We start from the raw sequence: 24,443 nt of genomic DNA on the forward strand, positions 1-24,443 counted from the left end.
ATTTATTTTTACTCTATAGGGAAAATACAATTTTGACATTACATATTGACGTAGCCATTATTATATTGCTGTAAATCTTTATAGAGCTGAATAAGCAGCTGAGTTAACGTTTCAAAATGGCTATTATCTTGCCGAAAGGTTTCTAATAAGCGTGAAACTGAGCTATTAATCGCATTTTTTTGGCTGTCTATCGCGGTTTGTAAACTTTGAAACTCTTGAGATGAAATATCACTACCATCTTTATCCCAAGTTGCCGAAGAGTGGTTCAATGTATAAAAAATTTCCTTGACGGGTTTTAAATCTGGAAATACGCATAACTTTCCATTCATTCGCTCAATAATAAACCCTTGCCCTGATAATTTTTTTTCCCAAAAAGCATATTCTTGCTCAGTACCTTTTATCTCCATTAAGGGTTTAGCATTATCAAAATCAGGCTTCCATTTTCCGAAATATTCACCAACACTTTTCAGGTCAAGTTTCTTTTTTTCGTTTTCTATTTGATATTTCAAGAGAGATGATTCAAGTATACCAAATCGAGCTGAATCTACTTTTTTTAATTGTTCCCGTAGTTTCTGAATTTCTGCTGAATTACCATCAACCTCACTGATTACACTCGTACCCGAATATTTCGCAACTATTTCATCCATTACTCTCAAAGTGTCTTCTAATTTGATATGTATTTTACCATCTTCACCCGCTTCAATATAACGAGATAGCTTACTTGCCATGGTATTCATATCTTGCATATATTGTGTCGAGGCTTTGACTAATTCTCCGTATTTTTTTTGATAATCCGTGTGAATATTATCAATTAGGCCAGTCAATCCATTAATATGCGAGCGACCATCTTCGAGACTCTTCACGCTTCTCGAGGCTCTGAGTCCTTTCGCCTCCTCATAGGCATCATTCGCTCTCTTATTTTCACGTATCAGCATTCTTGCCCCACTCAGTATATCTTCAGGGGGATCATTCTGTGACCGTGGCTGATAAACGTCCTCCGGTACTCTGTATTCCATCTGTCGGAATACATCTAAAGCTTGCTGATGAGGCATAAGTGACTCATCAAATGTAATGCCCCCCCCTAAAAGGGGGAGGTGTGCTTGCTCTGTCAGTGCTGGTGTCGCCAACGGCTGAAAGTGACTAATATTATCTAAATAAGAAGGAGAGGTAATCGCCATTCTTTAGCCTCTCACCATGCTTTGTACTGTTCTCAGTCCACTTTCGCGAATTTCACGTAAATGCTCTTGCATCTGTTTTGCAAGGTCCTGACTCTTATCGACTTGTTTGTCTTTATCGGCGTAAACTGAGCGTGCGGTGTCCGCCACGGATTGTTCAATCATTTTGTCCGCTTCTGCCGATTTTACATTAACTTGATTTGACGCTGTCGCTAATTGGCCGGCGTTATCTGACATTCGGGAAGCCTGCTCTGCCACCCCCATTTGTACACGAGATTTATTCATGATTTGCTCGTGCTTCTCATGTTGTGATACACCCAGATCTCTTGTTCGTCTGCTAGCCTCTTCAACTCGTTGGCTTGCAAGATTTTTCTGGCTTTGTGAAGCTTGACCGCTCAGTGTCACTGTAGAGCCATCTTTCCCCGTTAAACTCAACGTATTCGATTTCGTTGAATCGTTTCCTACTGTTCCATTTAACCCAGATAACTTACTGGCACCTCTGATGTTTTGATTTCCTGGTACCAAATTGTGGTTGATCGACTTCTGTTGTTGACGCAACCCTCTTGCTTGGAAAGCACTACCGGCAGCCGTGATCGCAAGGGAGGTAAAAAAGCCCATCATGGCGCCTTTAAAGGTTTCTTTACCTTCACGGATCGTTGAATCCGCAGACGCTTGTACCATTTTGGCATTTAATTGCAGAAAATCTGCACTGATACGACGATCTGAAATGTTTATCTCTGTCATCACTTTGCGAAGAATTTTTGACAACTCAACCAATAAGTCATTACTAATAATTCCAACAAACGGGCTATTTTTAATGCTATCGATAGGCTCTTGGCCTTGATGACCACCGGAAATCTGCCCTGAAGATGGGTCTTTAAAGAAACTGCTGGCAATCAAGACTTGAACGGCTTGAGCCATCTGTTTTAACTCAGTTTCATCGGGTAACTGCGCGTCTCCAACCAGCTGTTCAATATGACTTTTTTCTTCAATTAACACTTTGCCAATTGCCTGCTGAATATTTTCTGGCGTCAGTGTTCGAAAGGCATGAAGATCATCCAGTGTGGCTAACTTATCGGAGTTCGTTAACGCAGAAATATCCGCTAGCATCTGGTCATCATGCATTGAAAATTGCGTCATTTTTAATAATGGCTTATCCATCCGCATTTCAGACTCTGATGCCATTGTATACACATCATTTAATTGCACACCTTGCAGTAAAGGCGTCACAGCTGCTGTTGTATTGCTGCTAATTGCTGGGGAAAGACCATCAAAGCTGACAGGATTATGACGTAAAACTGGTTTATTCAGTTCTGATTGAATATTAAGACTCATTTGATAAATTCCTATATTAACTATGTTAACTATGCAAAGCGGGCGGTTTTCAGCATATTGGCTTTCGCTTGACCAGATTGATTTAATGACGTCAGCATTCCGCTAAACATTTCCTCAAATTTCTCATGATTTTGAGACATGGATTTCAGTAAGTTTTTTAATAATTCATCCAACACCTGAATGCTTTCACTATTAAGCATCAAACCAGCAAGCATTTCTTTCATATCTCGAATCTGGCCTGCGGCATGTAAATTTAACCCCCCGGTTGTTGCCGTATTCGCAACCGTCAATGCCGCCCCAGTCCCTTTCATTCCCACTTCAAGGCGAGCTGCTGCAACACTTTGCGTTTTAACCGTGTCTACTGCCTTATCTGAGCTTTTGGTGATGTCTGCGATACTGTCAGTTTGGTCTGCAACTTTATCTGCTGCTTTGGCTATGTCTCTCATATCATCGGCTTTTTGCGCTACTTTAGTGGTTGTTTTTACGGCTTGCTGCAAGTCATCAACACTATCGGCCAACTTGCTGAACTTAGTCAGCACCGCCATATTATCCGCAGATTTTCCGACCTTACCGGCTCCATTCGCAATATTCCCTAAGGCGTTCATCAAACCATTTAGTATCGACTTGATGATGCTTTTCAGTAATGTCCCTGCGTTTTTAGCAAGCATTTTTACTGCGTTAGTCGCAATATTGCCGATGTTTTTCACAAAAGAGGACATAGACGCCAATGAGAGGGCTAAAAACGCAATGGCTGCCATAATCATTCCGACAATACTCCCGATTTGCTTCGCTTTTTCCTCAGGAACGCCAAACGTCATCAGCATGTCAGTCACTGCGCTAGAGATTTCAGAGGCTAGCATCTGCATAAGGCTACTTTGACCCGTTTCTTCCAAAACGATATCAGCCACTGAGATAGCAATACCGATAGCGGCAACGGCAAGCGTTAATGGTGCTGCTGCGCCAAAAGTCGCAACCGTGGCGATAACTGACACGGCAAGCATCACATAACTAAAAATTTTACTGGTACAAGAGGCGGCTTTGTTCGCTTCATCGGCTTTACGCTGCGCTTCTTCCGCCTCTTTAGCCTTTTTGTCTGAATCTTTGCGAGAAGCTTCATTGATTGTCGCCATCACGGCTTCTTGCTCTTTCATATTGCGAATCGAATCTTCATTCATCGCTTTTTTAAGTTGACCAGTTAGCATAGTCAGCAGTGCCAGCGCGTTTTCCCATTTTTCACCATCAATCTCAACACGGCGTGGCGCAGCGTCTATAAATTGATTAAGTTTGTTAGCTTTCTCACTTGCGTCTTTCGCATAGTTCCCAGCTAATTCCAGCAAATCATCAATTTTGGTGCCCAAATTTGTAATTTTGGTATTTTCCGCTGCAATTTGCTGCTTAATCTTCTCTTGGTTTCCACCTTGCTGAGACTGAAGGTGCGCTAAACGAGCTTTACTTTCGGTACGTTCTTGTATTAACGCACTTGCTTCGTTATTAAGTGCATTTGTTTTATCTGTATGATTTATAAAAGAGTTTAATAAGTCATTGCCTTTTTCACGAAGTGCATTTGATTCTATATTCATCAATTGAAGGCGATTAGCCAACTCACTAATATTCCCCTCATGTAATAGCTGGCGCAATGTCGTCAGGCTCCCAACGAGCACTGAAGTCGCATTAAACCCTTCTGTCTTTAGCGACAATTTCTCCTCTTTTGCTGCTGCAGCTTTAAACATGACGGATAAATTGTTTTTAGGTGCGGGTAATTGCGGCGCATTCTCAATACGACTACGCTTCATCTGCTCTGTTGACGCTAACTCCTCACACGCCATCTCCAAAGCTAATACCGCTTTGATGGATTCATCCCCTAATCCAATAGGATTACTGCCTTGTAGAAATGTATGAATATTATTGATTCGTTCATTACTTGAATTGGTAATTGGACCCATATAATTTCCTCTACTTCATATTCGGTTTTTTATTCTCTGAGCTTGCTTTTTCCAGGTTATTTTCCAATGCGGTCAAATAAGCTTGAGATTTATTTTTTAAATCAATATCAGTACTGCTTTTTACTACACTTTCAAAACAATGAATTGCGGCACTACTTTTTTTCATCATTAAATTACATTGTCCCGCATGGAACAGTGGACGGTAATCATTTTTCGCTAAAACAAATGCAAGGGCATATAACTCAGTTGCTTTTCCATATCGTTTCGTTAATTGATAGACAGCAGCAAGTCCCATCACATAATCTGTATTATAGAAATCATAAATACTCAAGAATCGAAAAAAAGTTTCCGCTTCTTTTAATTTTCCTTGTTGATAGAATTCATATGCATAGGAATAAATACCATCCATCGTACTCTGTGGAATACCATGAATATCTTTATAGGTTGCCCCATCCATTAATGCGGACGTAATATTGTCAAGTAATCCTTCCATGTCAGAACCTTTAAAGTTCTTTGTTTCCATTTTATTCATATGTTTACCTTATTGTTGCGTGCAATGCATAACGTATACATTATGCTTGCATCATAATTAACCAGTTGGGTTCTTTCTTTAAAAAAACGATTAAAGTAATAAATGATTTAATAATTAATGCCGATATTATTTTGTGCGTGTGTTTCGTTCATTGCTATTTTCTCTAGGGCATTATCAACATCAATTCCCATTTTTACTAATTCGATGCGTACTAACCATGATATTATTTGCATAACATCCTCTAATCCTTTTTCATCAATAAAACTGTCATTCTTATATGACCGCCATATTTGCCTTGCTAGGACTATATCTCTAATAACGGGAACGCCTTGTTGCTCTGCATATTTAACAATAGCTTTTGCTTGCACACCTTTACTTTTAGAGAACAAAAAAGGTAATGGCGCAATATCCGAATCGTAATAGATAAGTAGTGCAATATGGGTTGGGTTGGCCATGACAAATGTGGAATTACGCACATTTGTTTTAACCTCTTCCGACAGTAATTCCTGATGCATTCCTCTGCGTGCGCTCTTAATTTGAGGGTCCCCCTCATTATCTTTGTGTTCCTTTTTTACCTCCTGTTTTTCCATTTTTAAGTTTTTAATGTACAAAAAGAATTCTGCTATTGCATCTACCAATATAATAATAAGAGCGACTGCTAAAAAAACGACAATAAATGTTACACATAGTTTGACCCACTGATTAATCATTCCATTTATCATCGTTCGGTAGAGCATAAAAATGTCTTTTCGCCAGACAATAAAAAAGACTAATGTTGATACAATAAAAACGATTAAATACAAAATAGCTTTAATTAATTCTTTCAATGAATTCAATGAAAATATTTTTTTTAATCCCGCAATAGGATTTAACTTTGTAAAGTCGAGTTTAATAGCTTCACTAGCTAACCTAAATCGACTTTGCAATAATGAAACTAACGTACCAGATAAAAAACAGGCAAATAGCACTGGTAAAACAATACTTAAAAAGACAGTAAAAAATTGCCATAATAATGCATCAATTTTTATCTCTGTTGGATGTAAAAATATCTTACGCATTAACCCACTGAGTTCATATAAACTAGAAAACCCTTCGATTACAAATGCACTAACGACTAGCACAATTGCTGCGACACTATCTTTACTTTTAAAACTTTGCCCTTTTTTAGCTGAATCTCTAATTTTTTTATCGGTAGGTTTCTCTGTTTTTTCAGCCATTTTTATTTATATCTATAAACTTAAGAAGAAAGAAATATATCTCGTAATGGTGAAATCGAAATCATATTCACTAAAATGTCAGGCACTTCATTATGGAAATAAAGCAAAAAGACACAAAAGGCGATGATTGATTTTATTGCTAAAGATAACGAAAATGCATTTAATTGAGGGCAAAATCGGGAATATAGCCCTAGAGCAACCTCTGTAATAAACAATGTCACTAATATTGGCGCTGTTAAAATAACCCCATTAACAACCATTTTATTTAACCATTCCCCTAATGGAAGGCTATTAAACGACGTAAACCCATGCGCAAAGGGTAATAACTGATAACTTTGTGCAAATATATTAGCAAGTTGATACATTCCCCCTTGGGCTAAAAATACCATACATGTAATATGACTTAATAAAACAGCCAACTCTGAGGCCTCTGAACCACTTGCTGGGTCGACAATACTGCTGATCGTTTCACCGCGCTGTGTATCAATTAACTCACCAATGACATTGGCTATCATAAAAGGCAACGCCAATATCAAGGCTAATACAAGCCCAATCGAAATTTCATAAATAAATACATCAATAAAATTAATTTCATTCCATTGGAGTTCATAGGACGAAAAAAAAGGCCATAAACCTAGCGCAATATAAGCCACCACACAGTTTTTAATCACGCCACCATTGAGTAATTTATTACTTAAAAAAGGTAATAAAAACATCACTGGTGCAATCCTTAGCCAAGCTAACGCTATTTTTATCAACCCCTCTTGAAAGATAAAATAGAGTGAGGACATCAGCGATAGCACTTCCTGGTTCATCCGAATAACCCGATAGCAGGGATCGCTGCGCCTAAGGCCTCTAATGCAAAATTCATCACCTTATCGGATAACCAACCTGAAATCATAAAGAGCGAGCCAAAAACAGCTAATAATTTGATACCAAAAGGTAATGTTTGCTCTTGAAGTTGCGTGACCGTTTGTAGTAACCCCACTAATAACCCTACCGCAGTCGCCACTATGACTGGTATTGCCGATAATATAACGATTAATAACATCGTTTTATTACTTAAATAAACGATTTGATCCATAATGTTATTCGCTTTAATGCTGTGCTAATTCAATGTATTGCATCACTAACCCTTTAGATATCAGTGACCATCCATCAATTGCGACAAAGAGAATTAATTTAACCGGAATCGAAATCGTCACAGGACTCATCATCATCATACCCAACGCCAATAAAATACTGGAAATCACCAAATCAACGACAACAAATGGTAAATAAATATAAAAGCCGATTTCAAAAGCTGACTTAATCTCGCTTAATGCGTAAGCGGGTAATAAAGAAAATAATGTAGCCTCACCTTCATCAGCAGCCACTTCCTCTTCACTTCGGCCTTGCTGTATTGATTCAAAGAAAGTAACTAACTGAGGGTCAGAATACTTTTTCAAATACGCTTTATACCCCCCCAACCCATTATCAACAAAATTATCGATTGATTCAGCATGACTAAAATCAACCTGTTCTTGCCGCATATAACTATTCACATCCTGTAATACTGGCATCATCACAAAAATAGAGAGCAATAATGCAATACCATTTAATACCATGGTAGAAGGAACTTGTTGAACCCCCATCGCATTACGTACCATAATTAATACAATAGAGATTTTTAAATAACAGGTACCCGCAGCGATAATAAATGGCAGTAACGTTGAAAATGCGATAATCGCTAATAATGGAATTCCTTCTGGTATTGTAGGCATATTAAACTCTTTTATCACCCAGGCTCACAATATGTGTGATTTCCAAACCTAACTCGTCGCTATTGCCAATATAAATAAGTTCCCCTTCTGCAATAAGTTGTTTATTAGCATAGACTTTAACTTCACGTTCTTTATTTTCACCGATAGAATAAATATAACCAGGCTCTATCTTTGAAAGCTCATCAACGGTAATATCGCTATGACCTAAAACAAAGGTTAATTTAATATTCATTTCGTTCACATTAAAGGGACGAACAACTTCTTGCACTTCATCTTCTTCAGAAAATACAAACTCTTCTTTTTCTTCTGGTGCCACTAATTCTTCAATCATAAGTAATCCTTCTTCTTGCTTTTGAAACCGCGCTAATGTCTGCCCTGTAACAGACATATTTAACTGTAATTGTTGGATGCTCAGCACATCACGTAATTCTATGGTTTGCAGAAGTTTGGCGCTGATATAGCTATATCCCAATACCCAATCAGCGTGTAATTTTACATAGCCAAATATCTGTTCGCTTCGCTGTTTTTTTTCGAGGCCTTCAATTGGCTTTGCTAATAACACTTCCCCAAGGTTAACTTCCTGCACGATTAACCAAGGCTGGTAGTTGATACGCATATCATCAACTATCTCGACAGATTCACAACGGAATTTCTGGGAGAAAAATGTCATTCCAATATATTCTGAGGCAAATAACTCGCATAACTCATTAATTGATAATGAGCTCCATGCATAATGAAGCAGTTTAGGCCAACGATAATGACACCAGCTTTCAACAGCAACTAACGCCTTTATTTTCTGTCTGTCACTGACTAGCGATAATTGGAAATAACGAACACTGCGGTTAGATTGCTCTATTTGTGTATTAACTGTATAGCATTGCTGCCAAATTTTAAGTTGTTTTTCTTGAGAGCTAATCCGTCGGATCTTTAACATAATTAATCTTCTTCTTGCTGTTGGTCGTGCTGCTGGTTGCGCTGCTGCTGACGTCCGTCTTCACGTCGAATATGCACACGACTTTCATCACTCAATAAATGCTTATTTTCATTCAATGCCATTTGAACTTCTTGGCTCGCTGTCGAAGCAATAAACTCCCCTTTCGCTGCCAATTCAAAGGTCACTGATGGGCTACTCTGCCATTGGCTAAAGGTATAGGTGAGGCTACGTGCCATCGCTTTCGGCTGTTGGTTCTCGCCTAAAAGAGGGGCATTTTCTGTAAAAGCAAATTCAAACTGTGCGCCAACATCATGATGGGTATGATCTTTAATACCTTGATTAATACTCTGTTGGCCATCCACATGATGGGTTGCTAGCTGTAATCCAAGAAGGGTGCTATTTTTTAATGGATCGTCTTTTAATGGCGCCTCTTTGAATAGGCTGTTTTTTTGTGAGTGCATATTTAATAACGTGGTATCAGGTGAATCAATTTGTTGATTATTAATTGGCTTTGATTGCTCCCCACCGATTTCTCGTTCAATTGCTGATTTAATTGCAGTATTGACTGAATGTTCAATCTGCGGCTGCTCAGTAATAATCTGCGGTTTTAACTCTTTTGATTTTGGTTCTAAAACACGCTTCGAGACTAATTCCACCAACGGGGTTTCCTTATTAAGCTGACTATTTTCACTTAATTGGAATTTATTGTTCCCGTATTGAACTGAATTACCGTTAAATTTCCCCTTTACTTTCGGTGGAATATTTTGCAATGGGACGCCAGATATCAGAATATTAAATAAAGGCACCTCATCTTCGTCGGTAATCTTTTGTTCAACTGGGATCGTCGACGCCACCGGCAGAGGGTCCTCAACGAATTCGCAGTTAATTTCGATTGGTGCCATCGTCATTGAATCAGCCAATGGACTATCACCATCGGCTATATTCACTTGCGTAAATACAGGGTGATTAATTGGCAGTTCCGTCGCTTTGATGCCTAATTCTTTATTTTGGCCAACCGTTTGAATACCTTCTCCAATGTATCCATTTTCTTTCCATGCCATAACGCCCTTTGCTAAGTCACTCAATTGCGATATTTGTTGCATAAAAGGAAGGGCTACAGGTATGAAAATAGATGCTTCTTTTAGCTGATGTTTCTTTTTATATTCAAAGAGCTTTATCCTATTTTTGTCGTTCACTGCTTTTACCATTTTTTGGGTTATATTTTTATGGTTAGATTCAGTGGTGCTATATTCAGATGATACTGTTGCTCCTTCGATAACGATATGAGGTACTTTTTCATTTGAGTTCGTTCTTATGACTGACATGTACGAATAACTCCTCAATTTCATTTTGCTGCTGAAGCTCTAATTTTAACCTTCTTGCTATACGTTGTTGTTTGAGATATTTTCGGAATTTCTCGCACTTATTACGTAATACGAATGCACGTTTAGCAATTTCAGACAGCTGTACTTTATTTTTTGATATTTCACCTGTGAGGGTTTCTATTTGAAATTCAAATTGAGCAATTTCAGCTAAAACCACTGCCTTCAGCCGCTGTCTTTCCCAAAAAGCAGTTCGGCTTAACTCTTCTGATTTTTCATAAGATGCGGCCTGTGTTGCCAGAACTAAAATACGCTGGCGAATATCCACACATTGCTGTTGCTGTTGCTTTATGATTGAATTTAGCTGCGATTGTTCTTGTAATGTCCGGTCAAAACGTCGCTCAGTTAAAGCCAATAAATTAGAAATCATTAAGATGCCAAGTCATTGAGTATGTTTAACATTTTTTCGAAACTCATCGGCTCATCCATGGCTTGTTTTAAAAAACCGTCAATTTGATCTTTTTTATCTAAAGCTCGGTCATTTTCATGACTTTCTCCACGTTGATATTCACCCAGTTCAAGATAAAGCTGAATTTGTTCAAGCCTTGAAATCATGTCACGCAAATCAATCGCGCACTGGCGATGCTCTGGAGTTGTCACCTTTTGAAATACGCGACTAATACTGTGTAAGATATCAATCGCAGGGTAATGTCCACGTCCTGCCAGTTTGTGACTCAAGTAGATATGACCATCCAAAATTGAACGGATCTCATCCCCAATCGGGTCGGCTTCTTCTTCGCTTTCTAATAACACCGTATAAAATGCGGTAATCGAGCCATGTTTCAGTTGCCCTGGGCGCTCCAATAACATTGGAAGTTGTTCAAAAACAGAGGCTGGATAACCTCGTCTGGCTGGGAGTTCTCCGGTGGCTAAAGCCACGTCTCGCAATGCCCGCGCATATCGAGTCATTGAATCAACATACAGCAATACATTACGACCACAGTCACGAAAATATTCAGCAATCGTAGTCGCAAGCAATGCGGCATTACACCGTTCAATCGGTGGGCTGTCTGAAGTCGCATAAATTAAAATTGTCTGTGCCGCATGGGGCGACTCTTTTAATTCTTCAATAAACTCAATAACTTCTCGACCTCGTTCACCAATTAAAGCAACGACATGGATATCCGCATGAGCATGGTTGATGATCATATTCATTAGTGAGGTTTTACCACTACCCGCAGCAGCAAATATACCTATACGTTGCCCTAACCCACATGTCAGTAAGCTATCAATCGCACGTACCCCAGTTACCATCGGCTCAGACACTGGCCGTCTTTGTGTAACGCTAACCGGAGGGCTATCAATACGCAGTAATTTTGTATTGAGTAACATTGTCTCAGATAGGTCTTCACTCAATGCACCAACTTGCTCTCCTGCTGCATTAAAAATTTTACCCGCTAAATGTTCACCAACTTCAAAGACAAACGGGTAACCACTCGGGCGAATAACCACTTCTCGCGTTAAACCTTGTGTGCGACCGATTAAACTCAGTACCGTGAGCCCTTCTTTAAAGCCAACCACCTGTGCTTTTGCAATAATATCGGGCTGCGTAAGAGACCGCTCAATAAAACAAATTTCACCGATAAAAACACCGTGTAAGGGCGCTTCAATTAAGCACCCATGAATGCGCGCAGGATGCGCGCAGAAATCGAATAACGTCATAATAGGCTACGATAGCTGAGCGCTAAGCTCATTTGCACGCTCAAAGAACTCTTCAAAACTATCTGCAAATAATTGCATTTCATTTAAAGATGATTGCTTTAAAACAGCAGAGAGCACGTAAACATCATCCACAATATTCAATGCCGGTTGGCCTGGCTGGAAATTATTTGGCGGGTATTCTAATAATGTTTTCAATAAAGATGCACTGACTAAATCCAGCTTACTGTAATTACAATCAGCTAAATTACACCAAATAATAATATCATCTGTTGATAAATCAATATTAATTGCAGGAAAATCATTCATTTCCAATTGAATATTAGAATGGCAATCTAGTTTTGAATTAACCAGATCACTACGTCCCATAGAGTTTAAAAACTCATTAAGCATTTCTATAAATCTATATTTCATTGGTAATCCTTATATTTTGAATATATTTTAATTATTCAACATCTTTATTTATATTGAATTCGGTTGCTTTATTTGTTAATAAAGCCAATTTTTTGATTATATAGTTTTGACCACATTGACCTTGACCATTTCAGAAACTTCATTAAAAGAGAGTACTTCTAACTCTGGAAAACGGCCTTCTACGATTTTTTTGACAAAACGACGAATATCAACCGGCACTAAAATGTTGACATCCCTCACAGATAAGTAACTATTTTCTAAAGCAAGTTCAGCGGCCTGAATCAACTCATTGGTTTTTTCAGGTTCAAGATGCAAGTAAACCCCACCAGAAGCTTGCCGGACCCCTTGGCGTATTGTGTCTTCTAACTCTGAGTTAATCATGAGGACATTCAAGCGCCCATCCACAGAGAAACAAGATGAAATATAACGTGCCATTGAACTTCTTACGTGCTCGACTAACATTAAGCTGTCTTTTTCTTTTGGTACCCATTGCACTAAGGTTTCAATAATCAATTTCATATTGCGAACTGATATTTTTTCCATTAATAAGCGCTGGAAAACTTCGGTTACTTTTTGTACCGTAGTATGGCGATAGCACTCTTTTAGTAATTCAGGATATTTTCTCTCAAGATCATCAAGTAAATTTTTTGTTTCTTGAATACCAAAGAATTCATTAATAAACCTCAACAGCAAAGTACTGACACAATCAATCGCTTCTGTCACATCATCTCGCGCTATTAAACCAAGCTGTTCAATATTGAGTCGGTCCTTTTGTTCAAACCACGTACTCACTGAACCATATTCATCCGTAAACTTTGTCAATGTCATACCCAGATATTCGGGTTCATCATTAATCGTCAGTAAACGATACCCATGAAAATAGATATCATATTCTCCTGCTTTAATTTCATTAATTAAAACCACCATTTTATTTTCAGGGATGATCGGTGAATAATTAATGGCAATATCAGGGATCCTATACCCGTAACGAATAAAAATATCTTTTTTCATTCGAGACAAAAACTTATTATCCTCTAAATGTTTTTTATATTTCTGATTAACAGAAATGATCACCGGTAACGTTTCTGGAATATATTCATCTACAATATCACTATTTTCTCTTTGCGTTTCACCTTCCATCACATCTGAATTAATGATTTCAGCTTCACCCTTCACTGTTTTTTGCTTATTTTTTTTCTTGTTAAAAGACCTAAAAGCAAATAATCCAATAAGAAGCCCCGATAGCAATAAAAATATAACGGTTGGAAAACCAGGCAAAAAACCCATGGAAAGTACAATAAATGCTGTGATTAAAATCGTAAAGTCATTTGCAAATAACTCTGAAACAATATTTTCGCCTAGGTTCTTATCATTACCGCCGACTCGAGTCACAATAAAACCCGCGCTAATAGAAATGAGCAGCGCAGGGATTTGAGCGACTAAGCCATCACCAATAGTTAATAAGGAAAAAGTATTTAGTGCTGTTGAAACATCCATTCCCTGTTGAGCAGTACCAACAGAGATCCCACCAATTAAGTTAACAAAAATGATGATAATTCCTGCGATTGCATCCCCTTTAATGAATTTCATCGCACCATCAAAAGAACCAAATAGCTGGCTCTCTTTTTCAAGGTCACCACGTTTCTCTTTAACTGCCGCCTCATCAATCACCCCCGCACGTAAATCGGCATCGATACTCATTTGTTTACCGGGCATCGCATCAAGAGAAAAACGTGCTGCGACTTCCGCAATACGTTCAGAGCCTTTAGTAATAACAATAAACTGTACAATGGTAACAATCGCAAATACCACCATACCAACGACTAGGTTATCTTGAATAACAAACTCACCAAAAGTTGCGATAATATCCCCAGCATCTGCTTCTAATAAAATTAGACGGCTAGTACTAATTGATAAAGCAAGCCGAAATAACGTACTAATTAGCAATATGGATGGAAATGACTGAAAATTCAGTACCCGAGTGATATAAAAAGAGCTCATAAAAATAAGTACTGAGATCATAATATTCAAGCCAATCAATAAGTCGACCAATATTGTGGGTAATGGAATAATCAACATCGCAATAACCATAACCATGATAACTAATACCATTAGCTCTGGGCGATTACGGATTTGTAATAAAAATCCGGTTATATTTTTCATTAAATTACTTTTCCTATCAAACTACGAATTTCGGTGTAAAAACAGCTCTTGCACCATAATTGGGTCCATGAGTTTCTTTAATTGAACAATAAGTTCCTCTCGTGCTTCCAATGACGGAAACACCGTAACTGGAATGATAGAAAACGCCAGTAAGAGTAATTGTAAAAATTGGCCTCGAATATCGGAGCTCATTATATTCAATATATTATTAATAAACGTGATGACGGCTTCTTCAAAGCCAATATGATTACGTATTCCTCGGGTAAATAATTGACTTAGCTCTTTTTCAAGCTTTGATTTATTTGATTTTTCATTATGGCGAAAAAAGCCAGATTGAAAAAATTGCTGACAAAATACATAGTCTAACGACTGCAGTTCCCGTAACCGGCCAACACGATTAAAAAAACTTCCGAATGCACTGATATTCAAATCACCTAATGGCAACGCTTGTAAATCACAAGCAAGCGCCCGACCAAGATAACGCATCATATTCTCACGCTCTTGGATTTCCATTTCTTCAACCCATTGTTCATATAAATAAACAACTGGCCCGTCATAACTAATAAATTCGCGATATAACGTCCGTAAATTTGCAGCACTAAAATGTAATTTTTCTGCGAATGCCTTTGCAATTAGCGCAATATTAATACCAGCTTGAGCACTCCGTTTCGTATCTTCCGCTTGCAGTAATTCGACCAAAGCTTCAAGGCTATCAATTTGTTCTTTTTTTAATTTTTTTCGATTAATTAATGCAGCAAGTAGCATCAATAAATCACTAGGGTCGGTAAAAAATTGTAATAAAAAGGCTCGCAACTGCTTTGGGGTCATTAACTGCTTACTCAATAACCCTTCTATGTGTAATACTTTATCATCCGCATCTTTATCTAAAATGCGTTCAGAAAATTGTATCCACTCTTCTTCACTGCCCTTTTTAGAGCTTCCTCGGCGTATATGGCTTGCCGCCAACATCGACATCGATGCATATTCACTGGAACTATCAATGATGCCAGCACCACGAGCGACTTCATCCGAGTCATCGCTACTGCTACTCACAGGTGCGCGACTTTTATTTTGAGTATTAACAGAAAAACGGTGATTAAAACTCAGTGGTGTTATTGCCATGACTCACTCATGTATTGTTGGAGAAATTGGACCGTACCGTGCAATTGACTGTCATGGCTGGTGATCCGCGCCTTTTCGGAGAATTGTCGCCCATCCCACCCTTCATTTTCATCCAATAAACGCGGTTGGATTAAAAATAAGCGAACCATTTTTTGTTGGTTAGTCGATGAATGGCTAAATAATCCCCCCACATAAGGAAGATCGCCTAGAAAAGGAATTTTGCTTTCATTTTCAACAAATTGCTCACGTGTATATCCACCAATAAGCAAACTACTGTCTTTTGCTATACGCGCCACTGTGTTAATACTGGTTCGATTAACGGCAGGTAACCCTTCAACGCTAGATGTTTTCCCCATGCTATCGCGATTTTCTGCACCATCCTCAATGTTGACTTCCATTTCAACGTTATTACCTGCAGAGATACGGGGCATCACACTCACCATTGTGCCGTAAGTCACTTGCTCAAGAGTTGCAATGCGCTCGCCTTGTAATTTGGCGTAAAAACTAGTGTTGTTATCAAATAAAGCAGGAATGTTTTCTTGAGTTAATAGCACCGGACGAGAAACAATGTGCCCGTTGCCCGTCTTATTCAGTGCATCAATCTGTAATAGGAATTGCTGACTATTCGATAATGTACTTCGATTAAATGATACTGACCCCTTTCCCGTATTAAATGTGCCAACTTCCCAATTCACGCCTAAATTATCTAACTCAGAACGGGTAATATCGATAATCCATAATGACAACTCCACTTGGCGGCGACGCATATCCAATGTATTCACTAGCTGGCGAACATAACGGATTTGCTCTTGGCTTCCTTTAACAATCAAGCTATTACTATCAGGGTGTGCCACCAAAGAAAAAGAACGATTAGAGGACTTTTTAGTTACCTGCTGAAGTTTATTCGCTGTAGGCAACGAGTCACCAATTGGCGCATCCATTAATTCATCTATTGAGTCACCTGTTGAATTAATTGCTACCGATGGAGGCTGGATAGTGAGTATTTCATCCATTTCAGCACCATTTTTGAATAAATTATTGATGACATTCAGCAGGCCAGGGATCGTAATATTTTGCCCGCGTAATGAATAGCTTCTATCGGTTACTGAGGCGTGCTTTAATGGAATAACAGCAACTTCACCGCTGGATAATTCCTCTTTCCTAATTTGTTCTGCAAGATATAAAGAAGCAGCTTTTATTAATTCAATATAGAGAGGTGGCCCAGAGACAAATAATAGCCTTTCTCCCTCTTGTGAACGCACAGGAAAGCGTGAGTCATAAATGCCATTTCGTTGAATATAATTCAGCAGTTGATTGCTACTGACATTATTCGTTGGAATAATTGCGCTACGCATTTCACTGTTATCATAAACATAAATACTTGCACCATCGTCATACCACACTAGCGCAATTCGTCGGGCTAATGCTTTAAACATTTCATCTGCATTGGCCAAATTAAAATTACCGGTTACCTTTTTTTGCGCGGCTAATTTACTAAGAATAATCGGTTTATTTAGACGCTCAGCAACCGCATCAAACACCTTACCTACCGCAATATTATTTGCGACAAATGTATCGTGGTTTTTTGACTGCGTAACGGGTTCCGCCACAATAATTTCTGCTTGTGCCGAATAGAAATTCATACTCAGTAAAAATAGTGTTACCCCTAACACTCGATTTTTTTTACTGCTCATATAATGTCGCTCCAATGTGCCTAATTTCTGATGGTGTTAGGCCTAACTCTTTTTTAATATCATTCGTAAAATGAGAGGCTGAGCAATAACCTGCTTCCAACCCGACATCTAATATTGAATCGTCACTTTCAATTAGTTGCAGAATGGCATTAGCCATACGAACACTCATAATTTTTCGCTTTGCTGTTTTATTAAAGTTTTCTCGGTAAAGCTGCCTAAAATAAGAAGCTGATATACCATAACGCGCACATAACTGATTAATGTTGGCATTCTTATCATCTTGAGCGGAAGTAAGAATAAATCTCATCATGCCGTAGGCTTCATATCGTCTCAATATTTCACACCAACTATCAAATACAGGATGATTTCTAATAATTAAATCAATCACTATATTTTTAATCGAAGTGGTTAAGGGATAATTTTCAGACAACACAATGAATTCATCTTGACTGCTTTCATCAACTTTCGTTTTCTCTTTTTTAGCGAGAAATGCTTGCCCTGTCGCGGTGTCAATAACGGCTAATATCTCAACTAATTCTGATAAATCCATTGTACACAACCTCCAATGTGACTTATCTATCAACTCCCACTCATTCTCTTGGCAAATAAATATAGACTGGTTTTCAATTGAGATATTTAAATTTGAATATAGGGATTTATAAAAAAAAGGCGCTGAATTCTTATTCGGTATAGCCAAGACCAGTTTATCCTGCAAAGAAAAGCAACAGCCTCTACTTTCTAATAATGTAGCAATATCTTTATTTAACATTATACAGGCCTTATTAACGTAATTTTGTGTATACAGAATGAGCGATAGCGGAAAGAGCCTCAAGGGAATATTCTGGAATCCTTTATACTTTCCGTTCCAACTTAAAGGTGTGAATGAATAAGAACAATTCAACTGACAAAAAAAATATTTCTTGTTTTACTTTCGGCCAATAACGAGACCCAATCAATCCATAACTAAAATTAAATTAACTCCATGAGATTATTTTTATGAGTGATACAAACAGTCGAATATGCATAATAAAGATTGCTAGTGGCCCAATGGCTGGCCAAGAATTAATGGTTAATGCTGATAACAATCTCATTATCATTGGTGATGGCTTAGATTACAAAACTGACATCAATAATGATGGGGTTACCACTTACCAAATTCCTAGCAATGGCATTACTTGTGAGTTTTCAATTATTACAGCAAGCCAATATACTGAAAGCGGTATAGCTATTCGCCTAAATAATAATGGATTAAGTACTGAAATTCCTATCATTTTCCAGCAATTACTTTTAGCTGATATATTTCCTATCGCAATAAAAATGCAGGATACTGATTGGCAAAGCCCCCAACCACTTGAAAATGCATTAATGTCAGAAGTGGAAGGCTCATTACCTGCTACCAAAACGACGACCAGAAATAAGGTAAGAAAATCAGCTACAGAAAAACCACCTCTTTTTAATAAACAAACTATGCTGCTTTTTTTCTTTACTTTATTTGCAATATTTATTTTTTACGTTATTTTTCAATACATCCCAGATCAAAGTGCTGAGAAAAAAGTAAAAACATTAGAACACATACTTCAAGGTAGCCACTATCCTATAACTGTGACTCAAAATGTAAGCAACGAAAGTGTCATTTTAGTCAAAACACAAAGAGATGCAGATTGGAGTATGCAACGCCTAGTCAAGGCTAAATACAATGAAAAATTCTCAATTAGAATAATAAATAAACTCGAAAAAGAAATTGAAAATAAAATCGTTGAAGTATTTCCAGATACGTTAAAATTAGATATTAGTAACCCATGTAATCCCACAATCACAATTATAGATAATAATATATCAACAGATACACAGAAGAAAATAGACAAACTATTATCCAGCTATTTTCGTTGTTATACTAAAAGCGAAATAAAAAAAGTAATATTGGGTGAATTATTACAAAAAGCAGAGTTAGGATTAACAGAAAGCAATGTTCAATGGCGTAAAATCACGAAAGACAACAAGGTTATCTTTATAATAAAAGATAGTTTAGATGATAACCAGACCGTCTCATTAATTAACTTCACAAATACATTTTATAAAAAATGGGGGGAGAATCACATTCAATTTTCTATTTCACTTGCAAATAACAAACTCTTGGGGAAATCATTTGTCACCAATGCAAATGGTTATATTTTATTAGGAAACAATCATTGGTCTTTAAATTTATTTACTTTTTAATCGAAATAATTTTTTAATATAAAGGAAATCACATATGTCAAATACAGGTGCAGCTACAGTTATTCCAGGCTTAGATAATGGCCGCTGGGTAAGCTCAGCTTTAGAAACCGAGGGGAAAGATAAAAATAATCTAGGTATGATCTATCGTACTTCAGCAAGTATTAGTGAAAAAGCTAAGCTGTTCGGAGATGAATTAAATACCATTCTTTCCTCCTCAACTTTAGAAGTCGATAACCCTGTGGTACTGGCTCGAATCACCGCTATGAGTGGTAATTATAATATGGCTCGCCAACTACAAAGTAACTTTATGAAATCAATTAAAGATACTGACCAAGCCATTATTCGTAACGTTTAATTTTAAAGAGCATTATTAAATATAATGCTCTATTTTATTAAGGAAATAATCTATGTTAGCTATTACACCACATTTACCGCTTACGGTTCCAACAGAAGCATCATCGGCTTTCTCATCACCAGCTCCGATTGAAGACAAAGTCAAAAAGTTATTTGCTGAATACACAGCCACTATTAGCCAAGAAAAAAAAGCACTAACTGAGAGTGTAAACAATATTGACCCAAGTAACCCAGCCGAATTACTGCAATTTCAAAACCGCGTCGGTAATTACAGCCTGACGATGAATATGATTAGTACACTGACGCACAAAAGTGTCTCTGCGATTGATACTGTCTTAAAAGCCCAATAAACCATGAATATTTTAAAGAAATTTATCTTGATTGGAGTTATTAGCTTCTTAGTTGGTTGCGATAATCAGTTATTACTCAGTCAGTTGAGCCAACGACAAAGCAATGAAGTATTAGCCATACTACAAGAACATGGTGTTGAAGCTACACGTAAGCAAAATAATAAAAACGGGGATTCCATCCGTGTTCAACCTAGTGATTTTGTGATTGCGGTAGATTTACTACGCCAATATAATTTGCCCTCAAAAGATCCAATAGAAATCATCCAAGCATTCCCTGGCGATTCTTTGGTGGCATCACCGCAAGCAGAACGTACCCGCTTGCTTTCTTTAATTGAACAGCGCCTTGAGCAATCATTGCTCACCATTCCCGATATCATTAATGCGCGAGTTCATGTCAGCTACCCATTAAATGGCAATAATCCGACCAAGCAAATACAAAACGTCTCTAGCTTGGTGACCTATTCTGGAAGTGATGACCCCCAGATGATGATGCATAAAATTAAATTGTTTCTAACAAACAGTTTTGCTGAAGCAACTTACGATAATGTCTCTGTCGTCGTCGTCAACCGGCCACCATTACAATATCAAATTAAATCTGAGCCAGAATATACATTTAATCCAATTATAATTAGCGCGATTATCGCTGCGATTACCATTCTATTTTCTATTTTACTGTTACTGTGGCGCCAACTAAGTAGCAAAAAGTCCACAACTGGTCTGTTGGAGAAACCTGTTGATGACTACGCTGAATAACCTACTAATTACGCAAGGGAATATATTCCTAGCGCCAGGCAGCTATTTTCATAGTGAATTTAATGGAGTCGGATATAACGACTTTCCCCCGATGCTGCAACGTAAGCATAACCAACAGTTAATTCAGCGATATGCATTACCTTTGCCTAATAAGAGAACCCCCTTATTACCCAAAACATTATCGGAACATTGGGCTTTACTACCGGAGGTGGCGTTAGGATTAGGGGTTCTGTTACACGCTGAACCGCTCCCTTGGTGGGTTGAGCTTTCCAAATACCGTGTATTACATACACAGTTAAGTCGCCCACTTTGGCAATCAGAAAACCAACCTACAACTTCACCGCAAGTCTTAACAGCCCTTGGAGCACAACAATTACTACAGTGTTTAGCGCCCTTTGGCCCCGCTTATACCCTTCGAGCTAAATATATGTTTAGTCTTGAAACCCAACAACTTATTCCGCCATCCATAAAAACGATGCTACCTTGGAATACTATTGAAGAAACATGCCGATATGTCAGAGAAAGCACCCCTGAATGTTAAACAGACAATGTCTGAAAAAGTCTTGATCAAATATCAAGCATTAAGTGCCGATAGATACCACAGAACTATCATTCAACTAGCTCAAAAAAAGGCGAGTGAACATTACCAACAAGCAAAACAACAGCAAGAAGCGCTCTACCAAACGGCTTATCACCAAGGCTATAACGATGGCATTAAACAATTGTTAACGGATTTTATTACTGCGATAGAGAACAGTGAAATTCAGTACCAAGAAAATACGAGTCAAAGTAAAGAGCAGCTGATGAAAATATTGAATGAGCTTTTTGGTGATAACCATTTACAAGAGACGGTTGCAGCCTATTTTGAAAAAAAATACGCAAAAATAACCAATTCTACATTACACCTACCTGCAAACATGCAAGCTCGTATTGCTAAGAATGACTCTGATATGAAATTTTCAACCTCTTCTGATAATACCATCGCATTAGAGGTTGATAATAAGATTACCTATTTCTCCCCTATTATTGCCTCTAAAAATATTTTCCCTCATGTATTTTCTGTTCCAATACAGTGCCAAATTTTAAAAATGCATAAAGAAGCCTATCAAAGCTTGATAAAAACAATAAATTCAATACAGGAAAAACACAAAGATGCTAACCAATCTACAATCTAAGGCTATCAATTCTCAACACAGCGAGCCTCAAACTCATCCTGAAGATATTCAAAGTAAAATGACTTCATTATGGCAGAAGAAAAATATGGAGATCCAAAACAAGCATCAATACAGCGAAAAAATAGATTTATCCCCCAAAGAAAAAAATAAAATTAACAAGTTCATTGATGAGCTTAAGTCAAAAGAAGATGACAAAATATTTTTTGCGCATGTCTTTAAAACAATGATTAAGTTGGGTAGAGATGAGAAACAAAACTTTATTACCGGTGTTCACCAAACATTGGGCTCATCAAGTGACCCTGAAATTGCCTCACTAAATCAAAAATTTAAGCGCTCACTCAGCCATTATATGTCTATCAGTTTGATGAGTGCTCCTCTTAACAACCAAATTCGTCATAATATGACTAGTTTTAATTTGGAAGGGAATGATGATGAGGAAGAAGAATTACTAATTTAATATTTATTCTCCCTACCATTCTCATCTTACATTCATCATCCTCGACTAATATTTATAGGTTTAGTCTATTTTTTTAATATTCTAAGCCTATTTACTTAGCAAAAATCAGAAAATATAAAAAATACAAATAAAAATTGATATATACAACCTCCAAATATAGTTTAAATTCACCCCATCAAAACATATGAGTTCAATATCAAAAAACGATTTTATTTTTAAATCATCTTATCTAACATCGTTTTTTGTATTGATATATATTTCATCGATAATCAGGATAGATATAAATTATGACCGATTTATCAACAGTACAAAATTTTATGAATAATATTGACTACAATGAAAAGGAATCAATGATCCTCTTATCTGGGAATGTCGTATATGACCCACTCAAGCGAACACTTTCTCGTGAAAAAAATGTCGTTAACCTTTCCGAAAATGAATCATGCCTACTTAAATTATTATTAATAAAAACAAATAGTAAAAGAGAGGTCATGTATGAAATCTGGGAAAAAAGAGGCACAATCGTGACTGAAAGTAGCTATTACAAACTTGTCAGACAACTGCGACAATCCTTTAAAAAAGTCGATCTTGATGAAAATTTAATTATGACTTTACCTCGAATAGGTATCTTATACACAGGAGAAAAATCAGAAATGCCAACACTCTCTAAATATGATACAAGAAAAAGCATTTATACTTATATACGATATCTTCTTCAGAAAGTGTTTATTCGTTCATCACTATAATTATATTTTTCTAGAGAGTAATTTTAATGTTAAATATTAATCCTAACTTACCAAAAAAATGTTTTTTCCCATTATTTATACTTATTGTAACTTTCATGTTATCTGCTTGTAGTCATACTTTAATGAGTTACTTTACTCATACCCCCGCTTACCATATCAATGGTAATATTTATTCTCACTCTTATGATATTCCTGAGAATGCGACAGTAACATTATCGTTGACCTCAATCCAGCCAAACGAAAATAATGCAAAATCTAATTTGGATTACAGCTTTAAAACGCAAAACACAGGACGTAGTATAGAATTTGCGATCACCCTTCCTGAAGAGTTTCAGTCCAAAAGATATACATTCGGAATAAGTGCAAGAATTGAAAAAGATGGTGAACTAATCATGATGAGTAATAAGCTAAGCCCGATCCCTGAGAATTTATCTGAAATCGTATTACTTCCGGTGTCCGCGATTCAACAATAACAATCTATATTTCACCCAATATCAATTAGAAGCATTCTCTACACTTAATGAGAAATAATATTTACCTATTTTCAAGCAAGCCATAACATTAGTCACCAAACATCACTCAGCTGGATCTTCTAATAAACGTGGAAAATCTGCTGCTGAGCTTTCAATGGCTCGCTTTGCCAAACTTTCTAACGCGTTAAATAACTGCTCAGCCTCTTGTTCTGGCAAGTCCGCAGCTAAATAATCATTCCACTTATTTAATTTACAATTTAACTCATTCACAATCGTTTTGCCGAGTGGTGTCAACGAAACATGATAAACCCGTTTATCCACTGCGCTATTCGTTTTAGCCACCCACCCGCTAGATAAAAATTTGCTCACACCTCGAGTCGTCACGGATTTATCTACAACCATTGCTTTTGTGATCTGCTCTAAGGTCGATGCATCATACTGGTCAATATGTAAAATCATCAAACACTCAATAGCATTGATACCGTAAGGTTCCCCCATCCATTTCATATAATGGTGAGCTGCTCGGCTAATCACGCCAAATACGCGAGCCTGTTCTGTACGCATAATTCCTCTTTAGTTGATTTT

27 protein-coding genes are annotated in these 24,443 nt (G+C 37.4%); 9 read left to right on the top strand and 18 right to left on the bottom strand.

All coding sequences use genetic code 11. From position 1 onward, the window contains the following. Nucleotides 1-38: 38 nt before the first annotated feature. The 17 genes from PSF42_RS14770 to PSF42_RS14850 all read right to left on the bottom strand — a co-directional run bounded on the left by PSF42_RS14770 (nucleotide 39) and on the right by PSF42_RS14850 (nucleotide 18,102). The gene (locus tag PSF42_RS14770; protein ID WP_272680281.1) at nucleotides 39-1,178 is read right to left on the bottom strand and encodes a hypothetical protein; all 1,140 of its coding nucleotides are present in this window, start codon (nucleotides 1,176-1,178) and stop codon (nucleotides 39-41) included. A 3-nt stretch (nucleotides 1,179-1,181) separates the two neighbouring features. Continuing rightward, a complete protein-coding gene (locus PSF42_RS14775) occupies nucleotides 1,182-2,510 on the bottom strand; it encodes a type III secretion target, IpaC/SipC family protein (RefSeq protein ID WP_272680282.1) in 1,329 nt (442 codons plus the stop codon). A gap of 29 nt (nucleotides 2,511-2,539) precedes the next feature. Further along, the gene (gene sctE / locus PSF42_RS14780) at nucleotides 2,540-4,453 is read right to left on the bottom strand and encodes a type III secretion system translocon subunit SctE (protein WP_272680283.1); all 1,914 of its coding nucleotides are present in this window, start codon (nucleotides 4,451-4,453) and stop codon (nucleotides 2,540-2,542) included. Between the two features lie 10 nt (nucleotides 4,454-4,463). After that, nucleotides 4,464-4,976: a type III secretion system translocator chaperone SicA gene (sicA, locus tag PSF42_RS14785; protein ID WP_272680299.1), complete on the bottom strand. Its 513-nt coding sequence runs from the start codon at nucleotides 4,974-4,976 to the stop codon at nucleotides 4,464-4,466. A 116-nt stretch (nucleotides 4,977-5,092) separates the two neighbouring features. Next, the gene (locus tag PSF42_RS14790) at nucleotides 5,093-6,202 is read right to left on the bottom strand and encodes an EscU/YscU/HrcU family type III secretion system export apparatus switch protein (RefSeq protein ID WP_272680284.1); all 1,110 of its coding nucleotides are present in this window, start codon (nucleotides 6,200-6,202) and stop codon (nucleotides 5,093-5,095) included. A 20-nt stretch (nucleotides 6,203-6,222) separates the two neighbouring features. Next, a complete protein-coding gene (gene sctT, locus PSF42_RS14795) occupies nucleotides 6,223-7,017 on the bottom strand; it encodes a type III secretion system export apparatus subunit SctT (RefSeq protein ID WP_125891806.1) in 795 nt (264 codons plus the stop codon). Further along, nucleotides 7,014-7,286, bottom strand: coding sequence for a type III secretion system export apparatus subunit SctS (sctS, locus tag PSF42_RS14800; protein ID WP_125891807.1), 273 nt, complete (start codon nucleotides 7,284-7,286; stop codon nucleotides 7,014-7,016). The genes sctT and sctS overlap by 4 nt, the downstream gene beginning before the upstream one ends. A gap of 13 nt (nucleotides 7,287-7,299) precedes the next feature. Then, the gene (locus PSF42_RS14805; protein WP_413776240.1) at nucleotides 7,300-7,956 is read right to left on the bottom strand and encodes an EscR/YscR/HrcR family type III secretion system export apparatus protein; all 657 of its coding nucleotides are present in this window, start codon (nucleotides 7,954-7,956) and stop codon (nucleotides 7,300-7,302) included. 10 nt (nucleotides 7,957-7,966) lie between these two features. Beyond that, the gene (locus PSF42_RS14810) at nucleotides 7,967-8,899 is read right to left on the bottom strand and encodes a FliM/FliN family flagellar motor switch protein (RefSeq protein WP_272680285.1); all 933 of its coding nucleotides are present in this window, start codon (nucleotides 8,897-8,899) and stop codon (nucleotides 7,967-7,969) included. Between the two features lie 2 nt (nucleotides 8,900-8,901). After that, nucleotides 8,902-10,224 (bottom strand): SpaN/EivJ family type III secretion system needle length determinant, encoded by a 1,323-nt coding sequence (locus PSF42_RS14815; protein WP_272680286.1) that lies wholly within the window; start codon nucleotides 10,222-10,224, stop codon nucleotides 8,902-8,904. After that, entirely contained in the window at nucleotides 10,196-10,651 is a 456-nt protein-coding gene (locus PSF42_RS14820) for a hypothetical protein (protein ID WP_272680287.1), read from the bottom strand. The genes PSF42_RS14815 and PSF42_RS14820 overlap by 29 nt, the downstream gene beginning before the upstream one ends. Continuing rightward, entirely contained in the window at nucleotides 10,651-11,943 is a 1,293-nt protein-coding gene (sctN, locus tag PSF42_RS14825) for a type III secretion system ATPase SctN (RefSeq protein ID WP_272680288.1), read from the bottom strand. Before sctN ends, PSF42_RS14820 begins: the two co-directional genes overlap by 1 nt. A gap of 6 nt (nucleotides 11,944-11,949) precedes the next feature. Next, nucleotides 11,950-12,354, bottom strand: a complete 405-nt coding sequence (locus PSF42_RS14830; protein WP_272680289.1) for a type III secretion system protein — start codon at nucleotides 12,352-12,354, stop codon at nucleotides 11,950-11,952. Between the two features lie 96 nt (nucleotides 12,355-12,450). Continuing rightward, nucleotides 12,451-14,517 carry an EscV/YscV/HrcV family type III secretion system export apparatus protein gene (locus PSF42_RS14835; protein ID WP_125891814.1) on the bottom strand — a complete coding sequence of 689 codons (2,067 nt, stop codon included), beginning with the start codon at nucleotides 14,515-14,517 and terminating at the stop codon, nucleotides 12,451-12,453. Between the two features lie 21 nt (nucleotides 14,518-14,538). Continuing rightward, complete coding sequence (sctW, locus tag PSF42_RS14840) at nucleotides 14,539-15,639, bottom strand: type III secretion system gatekeeper subunit SctW (RefSeq protein WP_272680290.1); 1,101 nt, start codon at nucleotides 15,637-15,639, stop codon at nucleotides 14,539-14,541. After that, entirely contained in the window at nucleotides 15,630-17,333 is a 1,704-nt protein-coding gene (gene sctC, locus PSF42_RS14845) for a type III secretion system outer membrane ring subunit SctC (RefSeq protein ID WP_125891816.1), read from the bottom strand. Before sctC ends, sctW begins: the two co-directional genes overlap by 10 nt. Beyond that, the gene (locus PSF42_RS14850) at nucleotides 17,323-18,102 is read right to left on the bottom strand and encodes a helix-turn-helix domain-containing protein (RefSeq protein WP_125891817.1); all 780 of its coding nucleotides are present in this window, start codon (nucleotides 18,100-18,102) and stop codon (nucleotides 17,323-17,325) included. The genes sctC and PSF42_RS14850 overlap by 11 nt, the downstream gene beginning before the upstream one ends. A 227-nt stretch (nucleotides 18,103-18,329) precedes the next feature. Here PSF42_RS14850 and PSF42_RS14855 point away from each other — a divergent pair, with 227 nt between their 5' ends. From PSF42_RS14855 to PSF42_RS14895, 9 genes are all read left to right on the top strand, one after another. Continuing rightward, complete coding sequence (locus PSF42_RS14855) at nucleotides 18,330-19,550, top strand: PrgH/EprH family type III secretion apparatus protein (RefSeq protein ID WP_272680291.1); 1,221 nt, start codon at nucleotides 18,330-18,332, stop codon at nucleotides 19,548-19,550. Between the two features lie 34 nt (nucleotides 19,551-19,584). Further along, a complete protein-coding gene (locus PSF42_RS14860; RefSeq protein WP_125891819.1) occupies nucleotides 19,585-19,905 on the top strand; it encodes an EscF/YscF/HrpA family type III secretion system needle major subunit in 321 nt (106 codons plus the stop codon). Nucleotides 19,906-19,957: 52 nt separating this feature from the next. Then, nucleotides 19,958-20,254, top strand: a complete 297-nt coding sequence (gene sctI / locus PSF42_RS14865) for a type III secretion system inner rod subunit SctI (RefSeq protein WP_272680292.1) — start codon at nucleotides 19,958-19,960, stop codon at nucleotides 20,252-20,254. A gap of 3 nt (nucleotides 20,255-20,257) precedes the next feature. Then, nucleotides 20,258-21,007, top strand: a complete 750-nt coding sequence (gene sctJ, locus PSF42_RS14870; protein ID WP_272680293.1) for a type III secretion system inner membrane ring lipoprotein SctJ — start codon at nucleotides 20,258-20,260, stop codon at nucleotides 21,005-21,007. Further along, entirely contained in the window at nucleotides 20,991-21,548 is a 558-nt protein-coding gene (locus PSF42_RS14875; protein ID WP_125891822.1) for a hypothetical protein, read from the top strand. The genes sctJ and PSF42_RS14875 overlap by 17 nt, the downstream gene beginning before the upstream one ends. After that, nucleotides 21,520-22,182: a hypothetical protein gene (locus tag PSF42_RS14880; protein ID WP_213914434.1), complete on the top strand. Its 663-nt coding sequence runs from the start codon at nucleotides 21,520-21,522 to the stop codon at nucleotides 22,180-22,182. Before PSF42_RS14875 ends, PSF42_RS14880 begins: the two co-directional genes overlap by 29 nt. Then, nucleotides 22,160-22,639 carry a hypothetical protein gene (locus PSF42_RS14885; protein WP_125891824.1) on the top strand — a complete coding sequence of 160 codons (480 nt, stop codon included), beginning with the start codon at nucleotides 22,160-22,162 and terminating at the stop codon, nucleotides 22,637-22,639. The genes PSF42_RS14880 and PSF42_RS14885 overlap by 23 nt, the downstream gene beginning before the upstream one ends. A 317-nt stretch (nucleotides 22,640-22,956) precedes the next feature. Next, on the top strand, nucleotides 22,957-23,385 hold the full coding sequence (locus PSF42_RS14890) for a winged helix-turn-helix domain-containing protein (RefSeq protein ID WP_125891847.1): 429 nt from the start codon (nucleotides 22,957-22,959) through the stop codon (nucleotides 23,383-23,385). Between the two features lie 26 nt (nucleotides 23,386-23,411). Then, nucleotides 23,412-23,858, top strand: a complete 447-nt coding sequence (locus PSF42_RS14895) for a YbaY family lipoprotein (RefSeq protein WP_248467349.1) — start codon at nucleotides 23,412-23,414, stop codon at nucleotides 23,856-23,858. Nucleotides 23,859-23,960: 102 nt separating this feature from the next. Here PSF42_RS14895 and PSF42_RS14900 read toward each other — a convergent pair whose 3' ends face one another. Next, nucleotides 23,961-24,422, bottom strand: a complete 462-nt coding sequence (locus PSF42_RS14900; protein ID WP_248467348.1) for a MarR family winged helix-turn-helix transcriptional regulator — start codon at nucleotides 24,420-24,422, stop codon at nucleotides 23,961-23,963. Nucleotides 24,423-24,443 lie beyond the last annotated feature (21 nt).

The sequence above is a fragment of the Providencia sp. PROV032 genome (assembly GCF_028484875.1).
In the GTDB taxonomy this organism is placed as follows: Bacteria; Pseudomonadota; Gammaproteobacteria; order Enterobacterales; family Enterobacteriaceae; genus Providencia; species Providencia rettgeri_E.

Excerpts from the sequence above, each read along its gene's own strand:
- PSF42_RS14770 (WP_272680281.1), bottom strand. The coding sequence starts at position 1,178 with ATGGCGATTACCTCTCCTTCTTATTTAGATAATATTAGTCACTTTCAG.
- PSF42_RS14775 (WP_272680282.1), bottom strand. The coding sequence starts at position 2,510 with ATGAGTCTTAATATTCAATCAGAACTGAATAAACCAGTTTTACGTCAT.
- sctE (WP_272680283.1), bottom strand. The coding sequence starts at position 4,453 with ATGGGTCCAATTACCAATTCAAGTAATGAACGAATCAATAATATTCAT.
- sicA (WP_272680299.1), bottom strand. The coding sequence starts at position 4,976 with ATGGAAACAAAGAACTTTAAAGGTTCTGACATGGAAGGATTACTTGAC.
- PSF42_RS14790 (WP_272680284.1), bottom strand. The coding sequence starts at position 6,202 with ATGGCTGAAAAAACAGAGAAACCTACCGATAAAAAAATTAGAGATTCA.
- sctT (WP_125891806.1), bottom strand. The coding sequence starts at position 7,017 with ATGAACCAGGAAGTGCTATCGCTGATGTCCTCACTCTATTTTATCTTT.
- sctS (WP_125891807.1), bottom strand. The coding sequence starts at position 7,286 with ATGGATCAAATCGTTTATTTAAGTAATAAAACGATGTTATTAATCGTT.
- PSF42_RS14810 (WP_272680285.1), bottom strand. The coding sequence starts at position 8,899 with ATGTTAAAGATCCGACGGATTAGCTCTCAAGAAAAACAACTTAAAATT.
- PSF42_RS14815 (WP_272680286.1), bottom strand. The coding sequence starts at position 10,224 with ATGTCAGTCATAAGAACGAACTCAAATGAAAAAGTACCTCATATCGTT.
- PSF42_RS14820 (WP_272680287.1), bottom strand. The coding sequence starts at position 10,651 with ATGATTTCTAATTTATTGGCTTTAACTGAGCGACGTTTTGACCGGACA.
- sctN (WP_272680288.1), bottom strand. The coding sequence starts at position 11,943 with ATGACGTTATTCGATTTCTGCGCGCATCCTGCGCGCATTCATGGGTGC.
- PSF42_RS14830 (WP_272680289.1), bottom strand. The coding sequence starts at position 12,354 with ATGAAATATAGATTTATAGAAATGCTTAATGAGTTTTTAAACTCTATG.
- PSF42_RS14835 (WP_125891814.1), bottom strand. The coding sequence starts at position 14,517 with ATGAAAAATATAACCGGATTTTTATTACAAATCCGTAATCGCCCAGAG.
- sctW (WP_272680290.1), bottom strand. The coding sequence starts at position 15,639 with ATGGCAATAACACCACTGAGTTTTAATCACCGTTTTTCTGTTAATACT.
- sctC (WP_125891816.1), bottom strand. The coding sequence starts at position 17,333 with ATGAGCAGTAAAAAAAATCGAGTGTTAGGGGTAACACTATTTTTACTG.
- PSF42_RS14850 (WP_125891817.1), bottom strand. The coding sequence starts at position 18,102 with ATGTTAAATAAAGATATTGCTACATTATTAGAAAGTAGAGGCTGTTGC.
- PSF42_RS14855 (WP_272680291.1), top strand. The coding sequence starts at position 18,330 with ATGAGTGATACAAACAGTCGAATATGCATAATAAAGATTGCTAGTGGC.
- PSF42_RS14860 (WP_125891819.1), top strand. The coding sequence starts at position 19,585 with ATGTCAAATACAGGTGCAGCTACAGTTATTCCAGGCTTAGATAATGGC.
- sctI (WP_272680292.1), top strand. The coding sequence starts at position 19,958 with ATGTTAGCTATTACACCACATTTACCGCTTACGGTTCCAACAGAAGCA.
- sctJ (WP_272680293.1), top strand. The coding sequence starts at position 20,258 with ATGAATATTTTAAAGAAATTTATCTTGATTGGAGTTATTAGCTTCTTA.
- PSF42_RS14875 (WP_125891822.1), top strand. The coding sequence starts at position 20,991 with ATGACTACGCTGAATAACCTACTAATTACGCAAGGGAATATATTCCTA.
- PSF42_RS14880 (WP_213914434.1), top strand. The coding sequence starts at position 21,520 with ATGTCAGAGAAAGCACCCCTGAATGTTAAACAGACAATGTCTGAAAAA.
- PSF42_RS14885 (WP_125891824.1), top strand. The coding sequence starts at position 22,160 with ATGCTAACCAATCTACAATCTAAGGCTATCAATTCTCAACACAGCGAG.
- PSF42_RS14890 (WP_125891847.1), top strand. The coding sequence starts at position 22,957 with ATGAATAATATTGACTACAATGAAAAGGAATCAATGATCCTCTTATCT.
- PSF42_RS14895 (WP_248467349.1), top strand. The coding sequence starts at position 23,412 with ATGTTAAATATTAATCCTAACTTACCAAAAAAATGTTTTTTCCCATTA.
- PSF42_RS14900 (WP_248467348.1), bottom strand. The coding sequence starts at position 24,422 with ATGCGTACAGAACAGGCTCGCGTATTTGGCGTGATTAGCCGAGCAGCT.